This window comes from Enterobacter cloacae complex sp. P29RS (assembly GCF_014893445.1).
Classification (GTDB): Bacteria; Pseudomonadota; Gammaproteobacteria; order Enterobacterales; family Enterobacteriaceae; genus Enterobacter; species Enterobacter intestinihominis.
Map to the genome: position 1 here is coordinate 180978 of NZ_JADBPZ010000001.1, position 23622 is coordinate 204599.

General features: G+C 55.2%; 18 protein-coding genes. 3 read left to right on the plus strand and 15 right to left on the minus strand.

Annotated elements, in window-relative coordinates; all coding sequences use genetic code 11:
* Positions 1–6 precede the first annotated feature (6 nt).
* The 9 genes from IM282_RS00840 to IM282_RS00880 form a co-directional block, all read right to left on the minus strand.
* Positions 7–2448 carry a type VI secretion system Vgr family protein gene (locus IM282_RS00840; protein WP_226839798.1) on the minus strand — a complete coding sequence of 814 codons (2442 nt, stop codon included), beginning with the start codon at positions 2446–2448 and terminating at the stop codon, positions 7–9.
* On the minus strand, positions 2445–5093 hold the full coding sequence (gene tssH, locus IM282_RS00845; protein WP_126314934.1) for a type VI secretion system ATPase TssH: 2649 nt from the start codon (positions 5091–5093) through the stop codon (positions 2445–2447). The genes IM282_RS00840 and tssH overlap by 4 nt, the downstream gene beginning before the upstream one ends.
* Positions 5094–5265: 172 nt before the next feature.
* A complete protein-coding gene (gene hcp / locus IM282_RS00850) occupies positions 5266–5757 on the minus strand; it encodes a type VI secretion system effector Hcp (RefSeq protein WP_022651331.1) in 492 nt (163 codons plus the stop codon).
* Between the two features lie 5 nt (positions 5758–5762).
* Positions 5763–7433 (minus strand): OmpA family protein, encoded by a 1671-nt coding sequence (locus tag IM282_RS00855; RefSeq protein ID WP_192970014.1) that lies wholly within the window; start codon positions 7431–7433, stop codon positions 5763–5765.
* Entirely contained in the window at positions 7433–8107 is a 675-nt protein-coding gene (gene tssL / locus IM282_RS00860; protein ID WP_058677129.1) for a type VI secretion system protein TssL, short form, read from the minus strand. The genes IM282_RS00855 and tssL overlap by 1 nt, the downstream gene beginning before the upstream one ends.
* The gene (gene tssK / locus IM282_RS00865; protein ID WP_058677130.1) at positions 8104–9447 is read right to left on the minus strand and encodes a type VI secretion system baseplate subunit TssK; all 1344 of its coding nucleotides are present in this window, start codon (positions 9445–9447) and stop codon (positions 8104–8106) included. The genes tssL and tssK overlap by 4 nt, the downstream gene beginning before the upstream one ends.
* 13 nt (positions 9448–9460) lie before the next feature.
* Positions 9461–11002, minus strand: coding sequence for a type VI secretion system contractile sheath large subunit (gene tssC / locus IM282_RS00870; protein ID WP_370553490.1), 1542 nt, complete (start codon positions 11000–11002; stop codon positions 9461–9463).
* Between the two features lie 34 nt (positions 11003–11036).
* Positions 11037–11528, minus strand: a complete 492-nt coding sequence (gene tssB / locus IM282_RS00875; RefSeq protein WP_023300236.1) for a type VI secretion system contractile sheath small subunit — start codon at positions 11526–11528, stop codon at positions 11037–11039.
* A gap of 612 nt (positions 11529–12140) precedes the next feature.
* Positions 12141–13757, minus strand: a complete 1617-nt coding sequence (locus IM282_RS00880; protein ID WP_022648286.1) for an ABC transporter substrate-binding protein — start codon at positions 13755–13757, stop codon at positions 12141–12143.
* Between the two features lie 183 nt (positions 13758–13940).
* Here IM282_RS00880 and mpaA point away from each other — a divergent pair, with 183 nt between their 5' ends.
* Positions 13941–14654, plus strand: coding sequence for a murein tripeptide amidase MpaA (gene mpaA / locus IM282_RS00885; RefSeq protein WP_022648287.1), 714 nt, complete (start codon positions 13941–13943; stop codon positions 14652–14654).
* On the opposite strand, the gene ycjG is transcribed toward mpaA, so the two are convergent.
* Positions 14645–15610, minus strand: a complete 966-nt coding sequence (gene ycjG, locus IM282_RS00890; protein WP_192970016.1) for an L-Ala-D/L-Glu epimerase — start codon at positions 15608–15610, stop codon at positions 14645–14647. The genes mpaA and ycjG overlap by 10 nt on opposite strands.
* Positions 15611–15716: 106 nt before the next feature.
* Here ycjG and tpx point away from each other — a divergent pair, with 106 nt between their 5' ends.
* Positions 15717–16223, plus strand: coding sequence for a thiol peroxidase (gene tpx / locus IM282_RS00895; RefSeq protein WP_003856889.1), 507 nt, complete (start codon positions 15717–15719; stop codon positions 16221–16223).
* Between the two features lie 34 nt (positions 16224–16257).
* Here the strand turns inward: tpx and tyrR are convergent, their stop codons facing one another.
* From tyrR to IM282_RS00910, 3 genes are all read right to left on the minus strand, one after another.
* Positions 16258–17799 (minus strand): transcriptional regulator TyrR, encoded by a 1542-nt coding sequence (tyrR, locus tag IM282_RS00900; protein WP_023300239.1) that lies wholly within the window; start codon positions 17797–17799, stop codon positions 16258–16260.
* 111 nt (positions 17800–17910) lie between these two features.
* Positions 17911–18963, minus strand: coding sequence for a YcjF family protein (locus tag IM282_RS00905; protein ID WP_023306373.1), 1053 nt, complete (start codon positions 18961–18963; stop codon positions 17911–17913).
* Entirely contained in the window at positions 18960–20357 is a 1398-nt protein-coding gene (locus tag IM282_RS00910; protein ID WP_022648291.1) for a YcjX family protein, read from the minus strand. The genes IM282_RS00905 and IM282_RS00910 overlap by 4 nt, the downstream gene beginning before the upstream one ends.
* Before the next feature lie 155 nt (positions 20358–20512).
* On the opposite strand from IM282_RS00910, the gene IM282_RS00915 reads away from it, so the two are divergent.
* Positions 20513–21523 carry a LacI family DNA-binding transcriptional regulator gene (locus IM282_RS00915; protein ID WP_022648292.1) on the plus strand — a complete coding sequence of 337 codons (1011 nt, stop codon included), beginning with the start codon at positions 20513–20515 and terminating at the stop codon, positions 21521–21523.
* Between the two features lie 33 nt (positions 21524–21556).
* Here IM282_RS00915 and IM282_RS00920 read toward each other — a convergent pair whose 3' ends face one another.
* Positions 21557–22471 carry an OmpG family monomeric porin gene (locus tag IM282_RS00920; RefSeq protein ID WP_023300241.1) on the minus strand — a complete coding sequence of 305 codons (915 nt, stop codon included), beginning with the start codon at positions 22469–22471 and terminating at the stop codon, positions 21557–21559.
* A gap of 66 nt (positions 22472–22537) precedes the next feature.
* Positions 22538–23620, minus strand: coding sequence for an ABC transporter ATP-binding protein (locus tag IM282_RS00925; RefSeq protein WP_022648294.1), 1083 nt, complete (start codon positions 23618–23620; stop codon positions 22538–22540).
* Positions 23621–23622: the final 2 nt, after the last annotated feature.

Consider the following 23622-nt stretch of genomic DNA (forward strand, 5'->3'; position numbering starts at 1 on the left):
TCCGTGTTAATCACATGCCCGTTTTGCAGAACCTTTGGCAGAATCGTTTTCAGGCTGATTCTGTCGATATTGATCATCATTTTTCGATGAGTCCGAATTATCCGTTCCTGGCTCGTTATTACTGTCTGGATTCAAAGAGGTTAAAGGAAAATCGGGAGTGTCGTAGGGAAGACTCGCAGGAGTACCGGGAACCAGATACATTGCCACTTTCATTATCATCATCCCTTCTGAGCCATGCTCTATCCCGTTCTGGTTCAGCCTCAGATACGACCCGCCGCCGTTCAGCGTCAGCGTTTCCGGGGTGCTGATAATGATTTCATCTTCGCTGCTCGTCACGGTCAGCTGCTTTTCAGAAAACAGGGCCATCGTGTTGTGCTGAGCCTGAATTTCAATATCTCCCTGATTCGCAACCAGCTTCGCCCCTTCTTTATGCACAAACAGTCCGAGGGCTTTTTCTGCCGTCACGGACAGATTCTTCATAGCACCGATATCAAGATGCTGACCGGTATTGATCATGGTGTTGCGGGTGCTGCTGAGCTGAAGGTGTTCACCTGAGGTCAGTGCCACCCCCTGTGGAGCGCTACCCAGCAGGACCGCAGACTGGAGGTCTTTGATTTTGTCGGTCACAAAACTAATCTGGGTATTGATGTCAGAGACCAGGGCTCCGGCGGCTTCAGCGGCACTGTTCAGCGCCTGCATCTGGCTGTTGGCCTGGTTAATCTGGTTAATCGCAGGTGCCATTTCCAGCACTGGCCCCTGGGCTTTGGCCTGGGCATCCGCCGTCAGGAACAGCCCTTTTGCAGCACGTACAGCGCCATGCTCATCCGTTCGAAGTTCAAAACCGGCACCGCGCTTTTCACGCTGACTGTTGACCAGGTGTCCCATGTTCAGCTGCGTTTTGCCATATTCCGTTGCGAGCTTGATATGCTCTTCCTGGCGCTTATCCTCCATCCGCAACTTATTGTTCGCCGGCGTGCGCCACACGTTCCGCGTATGATTATCACTGGTGACATGGTCCGGGTGTTCTGAATCATGCAGGGCATAAGCGATGTAGGGACGATCCGGGTCTCCGCCGTCAAAAACAACGGCCACTTCCGTTCCGTCGATAAGCGGTGAGTGGAATCCGTACGTATCACCGGCATAAGGCTTAGCCAGCCGCAGCCACAGATACGCATAGCCCTGCTCAGCACTGTTGCGGTCAAAGTCCAGTTTTACCCGGTATCGCCCGTCCGGATCGAGCCAGGAATAGGTGTCACCTTTCTGTGTGCTTTCCACCCGGGCAGGCAACGAGCCGGATATCACCGGACGACTGAGCAGTGCCGGACGCCAGCAGACAGTTTCGCTGTAGGGGATACCCTCAAACCTCAGCGTAAAGCTACTTTTGCGTGAACCGCGAGTGCGCACCGTGGTGATGACGATGCCTTCCTTGACGGCATCGGGTAACGTGCCGTCCGTTTCCAGTACCTGACCCGGGGCCAGAAGCGGACTGGAAGAATGCCCGCTGACGCGATATTGCGCGTTCAGAATGCGTTCGTGACGTAGACGAGCGAAGTATGTCCCGGTCTCTGTACTTTCAGTATCACCTGCTGACAGGAAGGGTTCCGCGTAATGGTATGTTTCCCCGGTGGTGATCCCTTCCTTGCTGAAAATACTTTCGGCGCTGTCCTGAGGCGTCAGCGCTTCGCGGTAGTTGTAGTCACGGGTGACCACACTCCCGCTCACCACATTGTATGCGGTCTGAACACCCCAGATGCTCTCCTGGCCACTGTCACTCATCCCGGCCTGGCTGCGCAATGGCAGCGTGACGCCAAATTCATACTGCTGCTGGCTGTCCTGAAAAATCACCACATCCTGCTCAAGACGGCTGTCCATTTCATAACGCCAGTAAATACCGACTTCAGCCAGCAGGCGCTGAATAAATTCAAGGTCAGTTTCCCGCCACTGGGTGATGAGCTCCCGGGCCGGGTACTCCCTTGAGAGCCGGAACGCAAAGTCAGGACCTTCCAGGCCGTGTTTACGCAGTACCTGTTCAACCACTTCCGTGACCGACTGGTTGAGGAAAATCTGACTGCCCTTTGTAAAACCCAAAAGCGCGATGCGGGGAACGATCTTCAGTGCGTAACGGGTCTCGTCATTTGACGTGGAAATCCGGCGAAATGACTCCACCACCCCATAAACCGTCCGGACCGGCAGCGCCGGTGCCCCGTCAAACATCGGGGTCTGGAAGGTAAATGACGCCGGTTTCAGCAGTAACGTGTCGCAGGCAATATCCGCAGAAGAACAGGTGACTGTCACATCATACCGCCATGGCTGGCTAAGTGACTCAACCGCATTGTAACGCAGAACATCCAGGAAATCGCCGCATCCATGCACATCAACCCGGTAACGTGACAGGCCCAGCAGCTGCTGTACCGCATCGGTTGCCTGGTTGATCAGGGAACTGTTCATGGGGCTTCTCCTTCTGCTTGTTCGTCAAATGCCTGCACAATCCCCTCCTCCTCATCCCAGCCCAATGTAAGATGCTGCGGCTTCTGCCCCGCCGCCATATGGCTCAGCAGTTGCTGGCTCAGGACCGGCAGAATCTGCTGGTTCAGCAGGCTGTCAACATTGCGAGCCCCGGTGTCCGGCAGCAGGCAGGCGGCGGTCAGCGCGTCGTACAGGCTTTCGTGGATATCGGTCTTCATACCGTAATGCCGTGCCAGGCGCTGACTTACCTGGCCGAGCTTCATGCCGACAATCGTGCGCATCGCTTCCTGTGCCAGCGGACGGTAAATCACCGTCTGGAAGCGCGCCAGCAGCGCGGGCTGGAAGTGGTCACGCAGCATCGGGCGGAGCAGTTCGTGCAGGTCGCCTTCGGTGGCGTCCGGATTTTCATCCAGCATCTGCATGATGAGGTCGCTGCCAAGGTTCGAGGTCATCAGTATCACCGTGTTACGGAAGTCAATTTCCCGCCCCTCGCCGTCGCGCATGAAGCCCCGGTCAAACACCTGATAAAACAGGTTCATCACGTCCCGGTGCGCCTTTTCCACTTCATCCAGCAGCACCACGCTGTACGGGCGCTTGCGGACGGCTTCGGTCAGAATGCCGCCCTGACCGTAACCCACGTAGCCCGGCGGTGAGCCCTTGAGCTGCGATACGGTGTGTGGCTCCTGGTATTCCGAGAGGTTGATGGTGATAAGGGACTTCTCGCCGCCGAACAGTTCATCGGCCAGCGCCAGGGCGGTTTCGGTCTTGCCGGTGCCGCTCGGGCCCACAAGCAGGAACACGCCCTGCGGGCCGTTCTCCGGCGCCAGACCGGTTTTGCTGGCGCGCAGGCGCTGCGCAATGGCGTTCAGCGCGCTGTCCTGACCGACAACGCGTTTCGCCAGGCTGTGCTCAAGGCTCAGCAGTTCCGTCTGCTCGTCCTTCATCAGGGAAGAGAGCGGTACGCCCGTCCAGTCGGCGATAACGGTGGCGACGGTACGCGCATCCACATCCAGCCCCAGCAGCGGGGTATTCTGCTGCACGGCAGTAAGCTGCATCTGAAGGTCCGCAATTTCCCCCTGACGCGAGATATCCGTGCGGCAGGCAAGCAGTTCTTCCGTGAGTTTCAGCTCCTGGCCGTACCGGGTTTCCCGTTCGTCGAGCTGCAAAATGATGCCGACTTCTTCCTCTCCGATGGCGGCCAGACGTTCGCCATGGGCGGTATTGCCCACCGCGATATCCTCCAGCAGCGCCTGCTTCTCCATGGCAAGTGCCGTGAGCTGCGCCTTCATCCTGGTCAGTGGCTCCGGCACCGTATCGAGGCTCATGCGGACACGGGCCGAAGCGGTGTCCAGAAGGTCAACCGCCTTGTCCGGCAGCTGGCGTCCGGTCAGATAGCGTCTGGAGAGCGTGACGGCCGCCCTGACCGCCTCATCGGTAATATGCACACCGTGGTGCTGCGCGTAACGTGGCTTGAGTCCCCGCAGCATCAGGCACGCGGTGTCGTCGTCCGGCTCGTCAACTTTAACCATCTGGAAACGACGCTCCAGCGCGGCGTCGCGCTCAAAGTACTGTTTGTACTCGCTCCAGGTGGTGGCGGCGATGGTTCTGAGCTCACCGCGGGCGAGCGCCGGTTTCAGCAGGTTGGCCGCATCGGCGCCGCCCGCCTGGTTGCCGGCGCCGATAATGGTGTGCGCCTCGTCAATGAAGAGCAGAACCGGTAGGGGTGACTGCTGCACCGCGTCGATGATGTTTTTCAGGCGCTGTTCAAACTCACCCTTCACGCCTGCACCCGCCTGTAACAGGCCGAGGTCAAGGGTGCGCACGGAGACCGGCTTCAGCACGTCCGGCACATTCCCTTCGGCGATGCGCAGCGCCAGTCCTTCAACCAGGGCGGTCTTGCCGACTCCCGGTTCGCCGACCAGAATCGGGTTGTTCTTGCGGCGCCGGGAAAGAATGTCCACCATCTGGCGGATTTCATTGTCGCGGCCATAGACCGGGTCGATTCTGCCCTCACGGGCGCGGGCGGTGACGTCGAGGGTGAACCTGTCCAGCGCATTCTGCCACGCCGGGTTCAGCTCTCCTTTTATATCCGCATTCACCGGACGGCCGACAAACTCCACCTCATCGCCCTGCGTAAGCTCCGCTTCCTGCTGCACCTCCGGGCGTTCATCCGACTGCGCATCCAGAAGCCCCCGCAGGCGCTCAAGCTGGCTCTGCGCCAGCGTCAGCAGCGGCCACAGGCCGTCGCAGCGCACCAGTTTCGGTTTGTCCACCAGGGCCATCAGGAGGTGAATGCTGCGGATGTGCTCTTCCCCCGACAGCGAGGCGTGCAGCCAGGCCTCCTGCATCAGAGCCCGGACACTGTCCGACAGCTGCGGACGGCTGCGCACCGAACGTGGCAGGCTGTCCAGAAAACCCAGCATATCCTGCCATATCGTATCCATATCCCATTCGTAGCGCCGCGCCAGCACCGTCAGGTCGCCCTCACCCTGCTCCAGCAGCTTCAGCAACCAGTGCTCGGGCAGGATTTCCGCATGGGCGCGGGTCTGGCACAGGGACGCGGCCCCTTCCATCGCGCGGGCACAGTAAGGGTTAAGACGGCGTAACAGGATGGCGGGATTTTCCATGAGACTCTCTCTTTATCAGTTCCGGACACGCTACCGCCCGTCGCTGTTCCCTGTTATTCAGGAACCCAAAGCGCATCAGGTCGGGCAGGCAGATTGTGTTTTTCTTTGCTGAACGCCCGTCAGCGCAGGCGCTCAGCAAAAAAGCAGACGGCCGACCGTCTGCTCAGGGCACTTACGCGGTGGCGCGTTCGTTCCAGGAATCGGAATGAATGATGTTGCCGTCCTTGTAGGTCCAGGTGATTTTTTCGTAGCGCAGTTCAATCTGCTCGAGGTGGTTGTGCTTCTCGAACGCCGGGTCCTTGATGTCGTGCATCTTCGGATTCACTTTCACCAGCTTCACGTTCTCAAGCTTCGTGTTGAAATACTCCACTTCCTGGCCCGCGTCATTGATTCTGTACCACTTAAATTCCGCAGACTTCAGGGTCTGGCCGGTGGTCACCGCCTTGTACAGGTACGGGCTGGACGAATCGATTTCCTTGGTGAACAGGAACGGGGTGTGGATACGGGTACCGGTCAGCTTGCCGGTATTGTTATCGGTCGGGATGTACAGGTTGTGCTCCTGGGCCACCACTTCGATACTGCCTTCACGGTCTTTCACGTCCACGGAACCTTTGATGTCCGCGCCACCGTCGTCCTTCAGCCACAGATAGACTGGAATTGCCATGTTAATTACTCCGTTACATTGTTATCAGCGCCATCATCCTGCGATGACGCATGGGTCGTGCCCGGCGCCTGACAGGCATTCGCCTGCGGCACCAGACTGATTTCGACACGGCGGTTCAGCGCCCGGCCTTCAGCCGTGTCGTTGGTGGCGACAGGACGGCTTTCGCCATAGCCCTGCACCGCAAAACAGCTCTCCGGCACATCGCCGGTGTCCCGCATCCAGTCGCGCACCGACTCCGCACGCTTCAGGGACAGCACCTGGTTGGACTGGTCATCTCCGGTGCTGTCGGTATGGCCCGCGACCACAATCAGCCAGCCGGGCTTCGCCTTGATCCCCACCAGTGAGTTCACCAGCAGCTTTGTTGAGGCGGGTTTAAGCGCCCACTTTCCGGTATCGAACAGCGACATGCTGTCGAGGCGGATGATTTTCGGTACCGGTTCCATGGCGGGAGCCGGTGGCGGCACATACGTGTCAATCGCCTTCTGTAACGCCAGCCACAGACGCTGACCAGGGTAATAGCCCAGTGCATACCTGAGCGGTTCCCCCTGCCGCTGCCAGCGCTCCAGCAGAAGGGCGTCCTGTTTCAGTGCGGCAAGTGACTGCGCCTTAGGCTCATAATGGTTCATGGGGATGGCATACCAGCGCTGCAGATTCATTCCCACCTGGCGGATCAGCGCCGCGTTATTCATGGCAGAAAAACCAAGGGCAGCAAGAACGCAGGCCAGGACCCACACAATGAGACGGCGGGTGCGCTTCCCGCCCTGAACAGGTGCACAGTAAGGCTTGAGCAACGGTAGTACCGCATCAGGAAAACGACCGGATGCCTCCGCCATTTCGTCTGTCTGCGGCAGAAGCAGGTGTGTCAGGCGACAAAGCCAGAGTGCCCATAAAGACGTATTGCTGGCTGAAGCGCCGCCGCTTTTCAGAGCCACAGCAAACGGGTGGACCGGCGGAAATAACCGATCCTCTTTCGCCAGTTCATCCATAAGAAGGGTGCGCATAAAAGCAAAGCCTTCCCGCAGTACAGGCATCAGCGCCAGACGATTTGCCTGTTGCCAGTCGTCCGTAGCCTGTGGCGTCTCATCAACAGGGTAAACAACCGGTTTGTCACCATAGACAATAACCCACGGGGTTTCAGGGCCGGAAAACTCACCGCTCAGGATCACCGGCGGTGTGAATCCGGCGATCAGGCTCAGCTGTTTCATCTGCTGGCGCAACGCTTTCAGGGTCGCGCGCAGCACCGCTTCATCCTGGTGCCCGTCGGGGTGGGAAGCATACATAACGGCGATCTGTCCGGCCTGGCGCGGCTGCCGCTCCTGAATATCGCGCACGATATCAGTGAGCCAGCTGACGTCATTCACCCGCAGCCACCAGCCCTGCGCTGTTTTACGCAGAGCATGCTCCCCGAACAGGGCATCCAGTCTGTCTCCGCAGACAAGAACAACCGGACCCGCATCAGCAAGTACCGGCAGATCAAAACCAGACCCGCCATTGCCCTGAGCCTGGCTGAAACGGCTTTTTTGCCGGATCTGCCAGACGGCCAGCGCAACAATGCACAGCGTCATCACGCCTTTAAACAGCGTGCCTGCCGGAATGAAGCCCCACAGAAGCCATAAAAGCGTCGCGGCACCCGCCAGTACGTGGAATATCAGTGAAACCATGACCGATTTACGCATTACTGGGGCAACTCCGGTAACTGCGCGAACAGCAGAGCCTGGAGCCAGAGATGACCGCCCCACCATACGGCACCGGTAATTACCCCCGCCGCCGCGATCCAGAACCAGACAGAGCGCAGCAGGCTGTAACGCTGTTTTCCGGTCCTGCGAACCACCAGGGAAAGGCCAGCATCAAGTGGCGGAACCCGCTCAGCAAGCGCTTTCATTGCCTCTTCACGCTGGGTCTGGCTGACAGACCCCATGCTGTACAACCCCTGGAATCCCAGCGCGAGCACTCGGTGATAGCAGGTCAGAACGGCCATGTTTGGCGCTGGCTGGCGCAATACTTCCGCAATACGATCCCACAGGGCTTCACCGGCGTGCAGCGACCCGAAATAGCGCGCCTGTAGCGGCGCTTTTCGCCAGGCCACCTGGCCCGCATCAGCATCTGCCCCGTCATGCAGTTTTCTGCTCATCACCACTTCGTCAAGCAGCGCACACTGTGCATAAGAGATATGATCGATGCTGCTTTCATCATATCCTGCACGATCCAGCGCCTCGCGCACGCTTTCCACATGTTTGCAGCAGGTGTCGTACAGCACATTCCCGTCAGGCGTTGTTGCCCCCTGCTTAAGCAGGGCGACGGTGAGCCAAGTCTCCGCCATCAGGGCATCGATATCGGTTTCTTTTCTCATGATCGCAGTACCGCAAACAGTTCAAGTTCAAGCTGTCCCAGCAGGGCAGGCACATAGAACATACAGATCCCCTGCTCCAGCATGTCCCGTGCCGCAGCACTTTCCATGTCCAGCGCGAAGTACTGGTTCTCCATCCGCACCGGTAACGCAGCAGGCACGCGATTCACGGCAATGAGTGGGATCCCCTGCAGCGCAACGGTGGAAATCGCATTCACATCATCCGGGGAACCCGCCTTGCATAATGCCGGGAATTTCTCCGCCACCTGCCAGGCCGGAACGTCAGACCGGACAGAGAGCCAGAGATCGGCTTCTTCACGCAGCCGGATGTCGTGCAGCGAGGCTTTCCAGGTCTGGGCGTCAGGACGGGACATCTCCAGCGCTATCACACGGGACGGCAGGCTGGCTTCCAGTAAACCGGCGATCAGTTCAAACAGCGGCGGAAACGTCATTTCAGGCCGGGCGTGGTCATAGCCAGGGATTGCGTCCAGATCGCTGTCCAGAGAAAACGTCAGCATACTGCCCGCAAGCCGCGCAAGCTCCGCCCACACCTGTTCCGGATGGCGAGCCGGAAAACGTTCAAACTCCACCAGCACCCTGGCATGAGAGTTAAGCGCATTGAGAAGCCAAAAAAGAGAAACATCCGCCACAGCAAAATCCGCCAGGCGCTCATTACTTTCCCGACGCATGGACATCAACCGTTGGCGGCGGGAGCGAAGCTGGCGGTTCAGTAACACCAGCCTTTCCCGCATCGTCGGGCTGGCAGAAAACAGGGCCATAGGCGGAATGAATGCCGGATCATGACGCCAGCTCCCCTGCCCGTCCCGGATCAGCCGTGCAACCGGACAGCACTGCCACGACGCGTTATCCTCATGCTCAAAACGGATCGCCAGATTAAAGCGGGCAACGGCGACAGATTCCTCTTCGCTGCCAAACGCATCCTGAACATGAACCCACTCTTCACGGTAACGGAGCGGCCGATCGGCCACTGCCGTTTCCTGGAGCACGTTATTTAACCCGGACTGCATCAACGGCAGGGCAATCACCACCGTAACCGCGTCTGAATGCTGCGATAAATCCAGCTCGCGCGGCTCCGGAGGCAGATCGCTGACTGACGTATCCACCAGCGTGCCATCCGGCAGCCAGACCCGCAGTTGTGTAATCTGAATCAGACCCGTACCCAGCAGCCTTTCATCAAATTCCACCTGCTCAACGCCCCACGCAAACGGCGAGGAGAGCGCTGCCACGCCTGTGCTGCGAAACGTTTCCCATTCGGACTGTTGCTGGAACTGTTGAGGGGACAGCAACGCCCCCTCGTTCCACAGCGGACGATAAATTTTCATCCCTGCTACCGCCTTACGCTTTCGCTTTCGGCATCTGGCTCACCAGAGACAGATTCACATCCATGCCTTCCACCTGGAAGTGCGGCACCGCAAACAGCTTCACGCGGAAGAAGCCCGGGTTGTCTTCGATATCTTCCACCACCACCTTCGCGTCACGCAGCGGATGAGATGCCTGCAACTCATCGCCCGGATCGGTCATTTCCGTCACCAGACTACGCACCCAGGTATTCAGCTCCAGCTCCAGCAGGCGGCGGTCCTTGGTGGTGCCGATGTTCTCGCGCTGGATGAGCTTCAGATAGTGCGCAATACGCGACAGCAGGAAGATGTACGGCAGACGGGCGTTGATGCGGCTGTTGGCCGTGGCATCTGCGGTGTCGTACAGCGCCGGTTTCTGCGCGGAGTTCGCCGAGAAGAAGCAGGCATAGTCGCGGTTTTTGTAATACGAGAGCGGAATAAAGCCGAGGTTGGCAAACTCAAACTCGCGGGTCTCCGGGATCATCACCTCAGACGGGATTTTCACCTGGTTGCCGGTACCCAAATCGTACAGATGAATAGGCAGATCTTTCACCGCCCCGCCCGCCTGCGGGCCACGGATTTGCACGCACCAGCCGTTATTGATGAAGCTCTTCACCATGTTTGACGCGAAGGAGAACGACGCGCTGGTCCACAGGTATTTCTCGTGATCCGGGCCTTTCACCTGCTCAACGTAGTTAAAGCTGCGCACCGGTACGGTGTCCGGGCCATACGGCAGACGCCCCAGCACGCGCGGCATCACGAGGCCGATGTAGCGGGCGTCGTCAGTATCGCGGAAGGATTTCCACTTGATGTATTCAGCGCGGTCGAAGTAGTTGCCGATATCCTTAATCGCAGCAACCTCTTCCATAGAGACTTTCAGGAAGAATTTCGGCCCGACAGAGCCAATAAACGGCATATGTGCGGCGGCAGACACTTTCGAGATGTTGCGCAGCAGCGCCACATCCTGCGGACTGGCGTCAAATTCATAGGATGAAATCACTGAGCCAATCGGCTCGCCGCCCGGGGTGTCGTATTCGGCGGTATAGGTGTGCCAGTAGAGGCCGCTCTGGATCAGTTCCGGTGCATCCTCAAAATCCTGGCGCAGGTCGTCCTTGGAGACGTCCAGAATTTCGGTTTTCACATTCTGGCGGTAGTCGGTGTTGTCCACCAGCTGCTTCAGGCCGCGCCACAGGGACTCCACCTTCTGGAACGCCTGGTGATGCATTACGGCATCCAGCTGACGGCTGATCTGGAAATCCAGTTCGGCGATATGGTGGTCAATCAGCGTTTTGTCGAGCTTCTCCACGGGCTGACCGGATTTACGGATGCAGTCCATAAACACCTGCATCGCCGCCGTCAGGCGTTCACCCGCCGGCGCGTCAGAAAGCGCGGCATCATCCAGAAACGCATTGATATCACCCAGGCTCGAGGCCGGAGTCAGGTTGATTTTTTCAAACAGGGAGGCGTAAACGCCCTCTTTTTCCAGTACGATGGTCTGCCCCTGCGCGGAGGCGGTTTCACTATTCACAGACATCAGCATATTCCCGGTTAATCCATTAAATTACACATGCCGCTTATTTCGGGGCCAGTGCACTCATTTCGTCGCGTAATTCCTGAGACAGCGCCGGGTCCTTAAGAATTTTCTCGAGTTCTTTTCTGAAAGTGGCGTTATCAAGAAGATTGGATTTGAGGTCGCGTAATAAATTACGCATGGCCAGCATGGCGCGGAGCTGGGGGATCTGGCGGGCAACCTGTTCAGGTTCGAAATCCTTAATATCGGAGAAATTCAGTTTTATACTTTCCTCCGAACCATCGACAGCCATGGTGTTAGGCACCGTCAGATTAACCTCCGGGTTAAATTCCGAAAGTACGCTATTAAAGTTATTTTTGTTGACGTTGATTTTCTTCCTTTCGGACAATGGACGATTCTCTTTTCCATTACTGAAATCACCGACAGTGAGAAGTTTAAGCGGCAGTTCGACTTTCTTCTGCGCGCCGCCTGTATGCAGCGCCAGTTTTAAATTTATGCGTGCCTTGGGCACCTCATTCTGAAATGAATCGGCCATAGCAGTCCCTTTCTTTGCAAGAAATACGAGTTAAGTGAGTGACGGGTCTTTACAAAACCATATTAGAGCAAAAGCCCATTCATGATCAACTTTTCAGATCAAAGATCTGTATATGGATTTTTCTTAAGAATTTTCCACTAATCAGTAGTATTTATAAATTCCAGATATAAGTGGCACGCAGAAAGTATTAACCATTTATTCACAATAGATTAGCAGGAACGTCTGCCTTGATAGAGAATATTGAATTCATTGCCACCTGTCGTTGAATAATTGATTTATATCAATGCTGATTTAAGCATCAGCTGCAAAATCGCAGAGACATATCATCTTATTCAATAAACCTCCTGAATATGGAAAAATCCTAAATCGGACAAAAGTCAGGTTTTAAATAGCAGGAATTAAGCTATTACATGGAGGATGTATAAATGCTTGCACGCTTTTCAATAAACTGGAAAAGAGATGTCGTTCGAAGCATTCATCAAAAGAATAAATGATTTTTTATGAAAGGAATTTTGATAATAACTAGCCTGTAGGTACCATGAACCGTGAGTTCAGGCGCTTAAGCGATGTACGGCTATTTGCCAAAACCACTTAAGCGCCTTTCCTGTTTTTTTAATGCTTTTCAATATACATTGTACGACTGTACGCAACATCCTCTGGGTTATTTATCGGATACCCTTTAACCCAGGGCTTAATGAGGCGGCCATTGGTGTATTGATAAATAGGGGCTATCGGCGCTTTCTCGGCGAGGATCTTCTCGGCCATGTTGTAGTCTGCATTACGCGCTTTTTCAGTGGTTTCGAGCGTCGCCTGATGAATAATCTTATCGTAAGCAGGGTCGTTGAACCGTGAGATGTTGCCGGTGTGAGAGGACGTCAGCAGCGACAGGAATGTCGACGGCTCATTATAATCCCCTACCCACGACGCACGGATCACGTCGAAATTCCCGGTATTGCGGCTGTCGATGTAGGTCTTCCATTCCTGATTCTGCAACTTAACGTCAACACCCAGATTTTTCTTCCACATAGATGCGACGGCAATGGCGATTTTCTGGTGGTTTTCAGACGTGTTGTACAGCAGCGTTAATTTCAGCGGGCGCTGGGGACCATAGCCTGCCGCCTGTAATAACGTTTTCGCCTGAGCATTTAGCTCCTGCTGCGACATCTGCTCAAATGGCGAGATTTCCGGTGTAAAACCGGCAGTGACATCGGGAGTGAAATGCCAGGCCGGTTTCTCACCGGTTCCCAGGACTTTTTCAGCCATAATACGTCTGTCGATAGTCATGCTGAGCGCCAGACGTACGCGGGCATCCGCAGTTGGGCCTTTTTGTGTGTTAAACGCGTAGTAATAGGTCCCAAGCTGTGGCGGTGTATAAACCTGTCCCGGAATATCTTTAAGCAGCTTCTGGTACATGTTTTTCGGAAACGATTCTGTAATATCGATATCGCCCGCCAGATAGCGTTTGGTCGCTGAGGACTCCTGGTTGATTGGCACAAAGGTGACTTTTTTAAGCACCGTGTTGGCGTTATCCCAGTAGTGAGTATTCGGCTCAACCACCAGTTTTTCATTCACCACGCGATCTTTCAGCACATACGCACCGTTGCCGATGAGCGCGCCAGGGCGCGTCCATTCTTTACCGCTTTCCACGTTTGCCTTTTGAACAGGATAGAACGCAAAGCTAGCCGTGAGGTTGCTGAACCATGGCAGCGGTTTATCCAGCTGCACGCGCAGCGTTTTAGCATCGACTGCCGTCACGCCGAGCGTTTCCGGTGCAGCTTTACCATCGATAATGGCCTGCGCATTATTAATACCCGCCAGCGCTGCAAACCAGGCGAAAGGTGACGTAGTTTTAGGATCAACCAGACGACGCCAGCTGTAGACAAAATCTTGTGCCGTCACAGGGGTACCGTCAGACCACTTCGCGTTATCCCGCAACGTAAACGTCCAGACACGGTTATCGTTGCTCTGCCAGCGCGTCGCCACGCCGGGAACCAGCTCCCCTTTTTCGTTCTGATTCACCAGCCCTTCATAAAGGTCGCGGATCACCTGTATCTCGGGTAAACCCACCGCTTTTGCCGGATCGAGCGAGGCGGGTTCATCTTTAATGTGTCGAACCAGCTCCTGCTTTTGCGCCAGCTCCGTTCCCCTGGGAACCTCCGCGGCATATGAAAGTGAAGAAAACCCGCACAGCCACAGCGCAGTACAAAGAAGCGAAACAGGATGCTTCATACGATCCCCTTAATGATGTCAGGTAACAGGCAGATGCGTAATTATTTGTTTCGAAACGGAGAAATGCAAATGCTTCCTCAGGAAAGTTGATGTCAGGCAATTTTACACACAGACGGAAACTATTTGATTAAGCGCGGGTTTTGCACAACACTGCCAGAAGCGACTTCATCATCAGGGTTTATTATGGCAACCACCCGACCAAGAACGGAACGCGGCGCCTTCCCGCCCGGGACTGAACATTATGGCCGCTCATTTTTAGGCGCCCCACTGATCTGGTTTCCGGCTCCCGAGCCCGATCGCACAAGCGGCTTAATCATTGCGGGCACACATGGCGATGAAAACTCGTCCATCGTGACGCTTTCGTGCGCGCTACGTACGCTGGCCCCCGATTTACGACGACATCATGTGATTTTGACCGTCAACCCGGACGGATGCCAGCTTGGATTACGGGCGAATGCACGAGGCGTTGACCTTAACAGGAACTTTCCGGCAGCAAACTGGCGTGCCGGTGAAACGGTGTATCGCTGGAACAGTTCGGCGCAGGAACGAGATGTGGTCCTGCTTACGGGAGAAAAACCGGGTTCCGAGCCCGAAACCCAGGCGCTGTGTCAGCTTATTCATAAGATCCACCCGGCCTGGGTTGTCTCTTTCCACGATCCCCTCGCCTGTATTGAAGATCCTCGTCATACAGCGCTCGGGCAGTGGCTGGCGGATGCGTTTGCTCTACCTCTGGTAACCAGCGTCGGGTATGAAACGCCCGGGTCGTTTGGCAGCTGGTGCGCGGACCTCAGTCTTCACTGTATCACCGCAGAGTTTCCGCCTATTTCCTCGGATGAAGCGAGTGAAAAATACCTCAGAGCGATGACAGATCTTCTGCGCTGGCAGCCTCAAAGATGAAGTACGCCGGAGGTAAAACTCAGGGCGGGTGAAACGTCAACCGCCAGCCAGGTTGGGCCATCCAGATCGGCAAAACGCACGCTGTTCACCAGCGGGAGTGCAGCACCGATCGCTCTGGACGTGCACAACATACAGCCCAGCATCAGGGAAAAGCCTTGCGCCTGGGCATCTTGTGCCAGTGCCAGGGCCTCGGTTAACCCACCCGTTTTATCCAGCTTGATGTTCACCATCTCGTAGCGGCCCTTGAGGGCTGACAGGCTCTCACGGGTATGACAGCTTTCGTCTGCACAGACGGGAAGCGGATGAATAAAATTCGCCAGCGCGGCATCGTCTTCTGCCGGGAGGGGCTGCTCCAGCATGGCAATGCCCAGATCGGCAAGCAGCTGACAACGGGCTGCCAGCCCTTCGCTGTGCCATGATTCGTTTGCATCGACGATAAGGGTGGCATCAGGTACCGCCGCACGAATGGCGACCATGCGTTCGCTAATCAGACGATCGTCGAGCTTCACCTTTAATAAGGTTGCACCGGTTGCATATAGCGCCTGGGCGCTGGCCGCCATTTGCTCTGGTTCACCGATGACCACCGTTTGCGCGGTGACGATCGATTGCGGCAGCGTAACGTCCAGCAGCGAAGGTAGCGGTTTTTGTTGTTTCGCCGCTTCCAGACTCCAGAGTGTGCAGTCAATCGCGTTACGTGCCGCGCCGGCCGGCAACCTCTGCTGAAGAGCCTCACGCGTCAGGCCCGCCTGCAACTCGGGCACCACCGTCATAATTTGCGCCATGACTGACGCCAGGCTTTCTCCGTAGCGAGGATAAGGGGTACATTCCCCGACGCCTTTTACGCCGTCCTCTTCACATTCAACCACGACCACACAGGCCTCATTACGGCTGCCACGCGAGATCACAAACGGGGTGTGCAATGGCCAGGCTTCTTCATAGACCTTAACGCTTCTCATCACTGACTCCTTGCAGGCCGGAAAGGCAGAAAATTGGTTTGCCGTGCTAACTGCGGATGACATACACTAGCCACGACGTTAACTATTTGTAAACAGGAAGATATCTATGTCACAACTCGTTCATTTCCAGGGCAACCCGGTTGCTGTTGCAGGTTCCATCCCACAGTCTGGCAGCAAAGCACAGCCTTTTACTCTGGTGGCTAAAGATCTGTCTGACGTCACGCTGAGCCAGTTTGCTGGCAAACGTAAAGTCCTGAACATTTTCCCAAGCATCGATACTGGCGTTTGTGCTGCATCAGTGCGTAAATTCAACCAGCTGGCGACCGAAATGGACAACACCGTGGTGCTGTGCATTTCTGCTGACCTGCCGTTTGCCCAGTCTCGTTTCTGCGGCGCTGAAGGCCTGAGCAACGTCATCACCCTTTCCACTCTGCGTAGCCCCGATTTCCTGGAAAAATACGGTGTTGCCATTTCCGAAGGCGCGCTGAAAGGTCTGGCTGCTCGTGCGGTGCTGGTGATCGACGAAAACGACAACGTTGTTTTCAGTGAGCTGGTTAACGAAATCACTACCGAACCGGATTACACCGCTGCACTTGAGGCACTTAAAGCCTAAACGTAAAAAAGCCTCTGCAAAGAGGCTTTTTTATTTATTCGTCACCCTTCTTCTGATTTAACCCATACTCGCGCAGCTTATTCGCAATCGCGGTATGTGACACCCCAAGACGTTTAGCCAGCTTGCGCGTGCTCGGATAGCTGCGATAAAGCTGCGTTAACACCGAACGCTCGAAACGGCTGGTGATGTCATCCAGCGAGCCTTCCATTGCCTCTTCGCCTACCGAGACCGTCCCGGCATCGTAATCCGGCAACAGAATATCCTGAGGACGCAGTTCATACCCTTCAAGCTGAGTTAATGCGCGATAGACCGCATTTTTTAGCTGACGAATATTGCCCGGCCAGCCGTAACGCGTCAGCACGGTACCCAGGTCGGCAGAGAGCTTCGGACGCGGCACGCCCTGCTCGTCGGCAAAACGGGCGACGAAGAGTTCCGTCAACGGCATGATGTCCTGCGGGCAATCGCGCAGCGGCGGAATATTAAGCGTCAGAACGTTGAGACGATAGTAGAGATCTTCGCGGAATACCCCTTTCTGCACCAGCTCCACCAGGTTTTTCTGGGTGGCACAGATGACGCGTACATCCACGTGCACTTCATGATCTTCCCCCACGCGGCGGAACGTGCCGTCATTGAGAAAACGCAGCAGTTTCGCCTGCATGCGTGGCGACATTTCACCAATCTCGTCCAGCAACACCGAGCCGCCATTCGCCTGTTCAAAGAAGCCTTTTTTGCCTTCCGGCGCATGCCCGAACAGTTCACTTTCCACCGCATCTTCAGGAATAGACGCGCAGTTCAGCGCCAGATACGGTTTTGCCGCACGCGGGCTGGCCATGTGCACAGCATGCGCCAGCAGATCTTTCCCCGTACCGGTATCCCCGGTAATCAGCAGCGGTGCCGTAAGATTTGCCAGCTTGCGCGCCTGGTCGAGCACGTGACGCATCTTCGGGCTCACCGCAATAATCTGGCTGAATGCGCCTACGTCCTGGCTGGAAAGGTTCTGTAACTGGCGTCCCATGCGCACCGTAGAGCGCAGCATGATTACCGCGCCGGTGAGCACCCGCGCGGCATTTTCCCCTTTCAGGTAGACCGGCGTGATCTCCATCAGGAAATTCTGTCCATTGATGACGACGTGCTCGCTATGGGTATTTTGCGGGTTGCTGTCCAGCCAGCGCTGGAAATTAAAACCTGGGATCAATTGCGTGGCGTGATGACCGATTAGCTTTTCCTGAGTCTGCGCAAACAGCTGGCAACTGGCCTGGTTAACGCGCTCGACTTTGTTTTTCAGATCGAGAGAGAGAAACGGCTCCGGCATTGCTTCCAGCAGTGCGCTCAGCGCAAGGTGTTCCCGCTCGGATGGCATCCAGGGGATGGTGCGTACATCCGTAACGCCAGCGATACGGCGGATTTCGGCCATCAGGCTACTGAAGGTATTAAATTCAATTTCGGCAAAATTGAGGTAAATTCGCCCGACAGGGTCGATCTCTATGCCACGTAAATCAATGCTACGTAAAACAAGAAGATCGAGTAACTCGCGGGTCAGACCGAGACGGTCCTCACAAAAGACTTCCAGACGCATGGGAAATTCACCGTTTAAGCCAATAACAGTAAAATGATATGTCAGATCACGGTATTCGGGAAGGTGGCTGTCAACAAATATTGACAGCCCGCACGATTAGTAAACGAAACCTCACTGAGCAGGTTTTTTATTGAGCGTCTCTTTAAGCTGACCAATCAATTCGCGACGGAAATCCCCCAGCCGCGGCTTATCGCCATCGATCCAGGGGAGTGGACGACAAACCTCCATCGCTTTTATTCCTAAGCGTGCCGTCAGCAGACCGGCACCAATCCCCTGCGCCGCCCGGGCAGAGAGACGCGCCGCAAGATCCTGCGACATCCAGTCCATCCCGACCTCCCGCACCAGTTCGCTTGCCCCGGCGAAGGCGATATTCAGCAACACCAGTTTGAACAGGCGCAGTCGGCTGTAATAGCCAAGCTCAATGCCATACAGCCTGGCGATGCGGTTGATGAGGCGCAGGTTGCGCCAGGCGATAAAGGCCATGTCCACCATCGCCAGCGGACTGACGGCAATCATCAGGGTGGATTCCGCCGCCGAGCGGCTGATCTCACGACGAGCCTGCGCATCCAGTACCGGCTGAACAATGTGCGCATAGAGCGTGACCACTTCCTGGTCATTCTGGGTTTCGTGGATCGCCGCATACCAGCGCTGAAGCGCCGGGTGAGAGTGATCTATCCCGGCCTGAGCCGCAAGCTTTTCACAAAAAGCACGCCCTTTTCCGGTGCCGTGACTGTGCAGCAGATCCCGCGCTTCATCGCGTTCGTGCGCACGCTGACGCAGACGCCAGAGGCGACGCCACTCGGTCACGACCGAGCCGACGCCCGCACCAACGATCAACGCCCCGGCGGCGCATCCCCCCAGCGCTACCCAGTCCTGGGTTTGCCAGGCATTGACGCCCCACTGCACGCCCTGACCAATTACGCTCACACCAAAAAGGGCTAACCCGGCGGTCACCATCTTACGCCACAGGCTGCGTTTCGGGCGCAGTGCCGCATCAACGACCGCTTCCGCCTGCCCCTCTTCAACCAACGGCTCCTCTGCCAGCACGGGAGCAAAGTTGTCGGCCTGCGGACCGCTGAAGGTTTGCGCTGTTTTAAACGCCTCATGCGGGGACTGCTCAAGCTGGCCGGTAAAATCAATGCGGGGTTTTAACGGTTCCGTCATCGCAATTTATCTCCAATTAAAAACTCCAGCGCGGCATCCAGACGGATATGCGGCAATGGCTGGTCAACGTTCATGCTCTGCGGACGGAAGTCTTCGAACTGAAAACCCTGGCTTTGCCAGAAAGCCTGGCCCGGCAGACGTGGGGGAACTTCGCCCGGATAGACCGTGAGCGGCTCACCGTCGCTGAGTCGGTTGCCCCGCAGGGCCGGAATTTTCTCGCCATTCACGTCAATCAACCCACTCTGCGTAGCCTGTACGGACGCCAGACCCAGACAATCCATACTAATCCCTTCGAACGCCGCGTTCTGCCAGGCATCCTGTACCAGCTGTTGCAGTAGGGATACCATGTTGGCGTGCTGATCGACCGTCACATGATCAGCTTTTGTGGCGGCAAACAGCAGCTTGTCGATGACCGGCGAGAATAAACGGCGAAACAGCGTACGCTGGCCATAATGAAAACTTTGCATCAGCTGCGTCAGCGCCAGCCGCATATCATTGAACGCCTGCGGCCCGCTGTTGAGGGGTTGCAGGCAGTCCACCAGCACGATCTGGCGGTCAAAGCGTAAAAAATGATTTTTATAAAAACCCTTAACCACCTTCTCACAGTAATAATTGTATCGCTCGCGGAGCATACCGGCGTTGGTGGTCTTGTCTGCCTGTGCCAGCTTCGATTCGCCGATGCGGTCAACGTCCGGCCACGGGAAAAACTGTAGCGCGGGAGCACCGGCTAGATCTCCCGGCAGAACAAAACGGCCAGGCTGAATAAAATGCAGCCCTTCCTGCTTGCACTGATGCAGGTAATCCGTCCAGGCCTGGGCTATGACAGCCAGACGGTTTTCATCCGCCGGTGCCAGCGGATCCAGCCCTTCGCAAAGCTGGCGCCATTTGGTCGACCACTCTGCCCGCTGCCCCTGCAACAGACCGGTCATCTGCCGGGACCAGCTCAGGTAATCCTGCGCCAGCATCGGTAAATCGAGCAGCCATTCTCCCGGATAATCCACAATTTCGAGATACAGCGTGGACGTTTCTTTGAAGTGACGCATCAGGGATTCATTCGAGCGAAAACGAAGCGCAAGGCGAATTTCGCTCACGCCACGCGTCGGGGTGGGCCAGGCGGGAGGCTCCCCGTATAACTGTGCCAGACCTTCATCATAGGTGAAACGGGGGATGCCAAAATCACGTTGCGGTACGCGTTTTACGCCTAACAATCGCTCCTCGCGCACCGCGCTAAGCAGTGGCAGGCGCGCCCCAGCATGCAGGTTCAACAGCTGATTGACCATCGCCGTAATGAATGCCGTCTTACCGCTGCGGCTCAGCCCGGTAACGGCAAGACGCAGATGGCGATCAACGCCACGGTTCACCAGAGAATTGAATTCGTTTTTAAGTCGCTTCATCGCCGTCCTTCATTGTCTGGAACCCTGAACAAAGTCACTTCAGAATACAGTAAATTGGGGCAGATCGTTGATTATCAATTCTTAATTATTGCTATTGCCGTTTTCTCTCCAGTAAGATGGACGCAATTGCTGTCCGTCTGGAGTGAGTAAGGTGTATGTCACCCACCATCTATGATATTGCCCGCGTTGCTGGCGTTTCGAAATCAACCGTGTCACGCGTTCTGAATAAACAAACGAATATTTCTCCTGAAGCGCGTGAAAAGGTGTTGAAGGCGATAGATGAGTTAAATTACCAACCTAATAAACTTGCCCGCGCACTCACCTCTTCTGGCTTCGACGCCATTATGGTTATTTCGACCCGCTCAACCAAGACCACTGCAGGAAATCCCTTTTTCTCAGATGTACTGCATGCCATTACGGCAAAAGCAGAAGAAGAAGGTTTTGATGTTATTTTACAAACGTCCAAAAGCAGTGAAGATGATCTGCAAAAATGCGTGGGTAAAATAAAGCAGAAGATGATCAAAGGCATCATCATGCTAAGCTCGCCGGCGAACGAGTCGTTTTTCTCGACGCTGGATGAATACGGTGTGCCCGTGGTCGTCATTGGTAAAGTGGAAGGAAATTACCAGAATATCTACTCTGTCGACACGGATAATTTCCGCGACAGCGCCATATTAACAGACTCGTTTATCACGCATGGCCGCACCAAAATTGCCTGTCTGCATGCCCCGCTCGATTATCACGTCTCTATCGATCGCCTGGCGGGTTATAAATTCAGCCTTGAGAAACACGGTATCGAAATTAACCCGACCTGGGTTATCGATGGCGGCTATACCCATGAAAGCGCGCTTCAGGCGGCCTGCCAGCTACTCTCCTCAGACAACCCGCCCGATGCGGTTTTTGCGACTGACAGCATGAAATTGCTGAGTCTTTATCGTGCCGCGGATGCGCTAAATCTGGCGATCCCGGAACAGGTCGCAATGGCAGGATACAGCGACCCGATGCTATCTCTCATTTTAACCCCTGCACCAGGCGGCTTTGATATCCCCACGAAAAAGCTGGGCGAAGAGAGCTGCGATTTGTTGTTCAGGTGTATTGCGGATAAACCTGCGCCGCATAAGGTATTGGTTGAAACACATTTTTCAGATGCAGCTTCGTTACGCTAAAAACCAGGGGCAAACGCCCCTGGTATAACGTCATCAGAACGCGTAATTGACGCCGACACCCGCATAGTGGAAGCGGTCGCTTTCGCCTTCGTCATGATTTTCCCATTCGTAGGCATACTCGAGCGTCATGGAAAGGCCATTCGCAAAGTCATAAGCATAGAGCAGACCCAGTCGATTGAAGTCATGCCCTTCACGAGTTGGATCGTCCTGCCAGTCCCAGTTTGACCAGCGATCGAGCCCCAGACGGGTGTAAGGTGTAAGCGTTGTCTGGCCTAATGAAACAGGCAGGTAGGCACGAATCTCCTGGGTGGAGAATTCACCGTTATTACGTGAACTATCCATATTGAAGCCACGCTCTAAATAGTAGTTAACTTTTGCAGAGACGGTTTCGTTTATTGTCCAGGTAAATCCGGTTTCCGTTTCGACGCGGCTGTCAGAATAACCGGTTTTTCCCAGGTCATTCGCAAACTGGTACATGGCAAACCAACCGCCAAAACGCCAGTCATCTGTTAATTTCACATCCCAGTCAGGCTGAATTTTATAGCGCTGCATATTAGCACTACCGTCTTTCGCACCGTGCTCATCTTTAAAATGATATCCATAATTACGGAAACCGCCCGTAAGACCCAGCGTAAAATCCTCTGTGCCAATGAAGCGATACCGTAATTCAAACTCAGGACGATCGAAATAGGTGCCGCGCGTCATGCTGCTGTAATCAACCGGGCCTTCCTGATACATCGCCAGTGAAATTGTCCACGCATCATATGTGGCGTTAAACCACACGGAAGGTTCATATAATCCATCTTTATCGTCGCCCTGACCTTCGACGTTTTCAATTTCATACATGGCACCAATATTAAATTCCCACTGTTTGGTTGACTCTGTTGCTTGCGCGCAGCTTACCCCTGCGCACAGAACGAGCGCAGCACTTCTTAGTAGAGTACTCATTAAAATATTCCTTTATAATTAACATACAAAAAAACCGGAAACTTTCATTTCCGGCGAATACCTTTCTTATCTAATAGCTGCTTCAGTATCAGCATCGAAGAAATGGCACTTACTCATATCGAACTGGATGCCGATATTATCTCCTGCAACGTAATCATCCGCCGCTCCCGCACGGACAACCAGTTCATGCCCGCCCACGTTGGCATAAAGCATAAATTCTGCCCCAGTCAGCTCAGCGACGCTGATCTTCGCCGCGATGTTTTCACCGCTGCGCTGTAGCGTGAGAATGTCTTCCGGACGGATCCCAAAGACGACCGCTTTGCGCTGGTAACCTTGCGCATTCAGTACGGCCAGCTTCTCCTCCGGGATCTCCAGACGCAGCGTTTCCGTCACGAAGTATCGGTCGTCGATCGCGCCACGAATGAAGTTCATCGCAGGTGAACCAATAAAGCCTGCAACGAACATATTCGCCGGCTCGTTGTAAACCTGCTTCGGCGCGCCCACCTGCTGAATGATGCCGTCTTTTAAAATCACAATACGGGTCGCCATCGTCATGGCTTCCGTCTGATCGTGCGTCACGTAAATCATGGTGGTGTTGAGCTTCTGGTGCAGCTTGCTGATTTCAGCGCGCATCTGTACACGAAGCTTGGCATCGAGGTTTGACAGCGGTTCATCCATCAGGAAGACCCCTGCTTCACGCACTATCGCCCTGCCTAACGCCACGCGCTGACGCTGACCACCTGACAATGCGCCAGGTTTACGCTGGAGATAGTCGCGTAAACCCAGGATCTGGGCCGCCCAGCTAACACGTTCTTCGATGATGGAAGGTGCTATTTTTTGCATCTTCAGACCAAACGCCATGTTGTCGTAGACCGTCATATGCGGATAGAGCGCATAGTTCTGGAAGACCATTGCGATATCACGGGACTTGGCGGGAACATCATTCATGCAAACCCCGTCAATAATCAGTTCACCTGCGCTGATCTCCTCAAGGCCGGCGATCATTCGCAACGTCGTGGATTTCCCACAGCCCGATGGACCGACGAAGACGATAAATTCTTTATCTTCAATCTCGAGATTGAAATCCTTAACCACGTGGACCTGGTTATCATAGATTTTCTGAATGTGTTTCAGAGACAGTTGAGCCATTA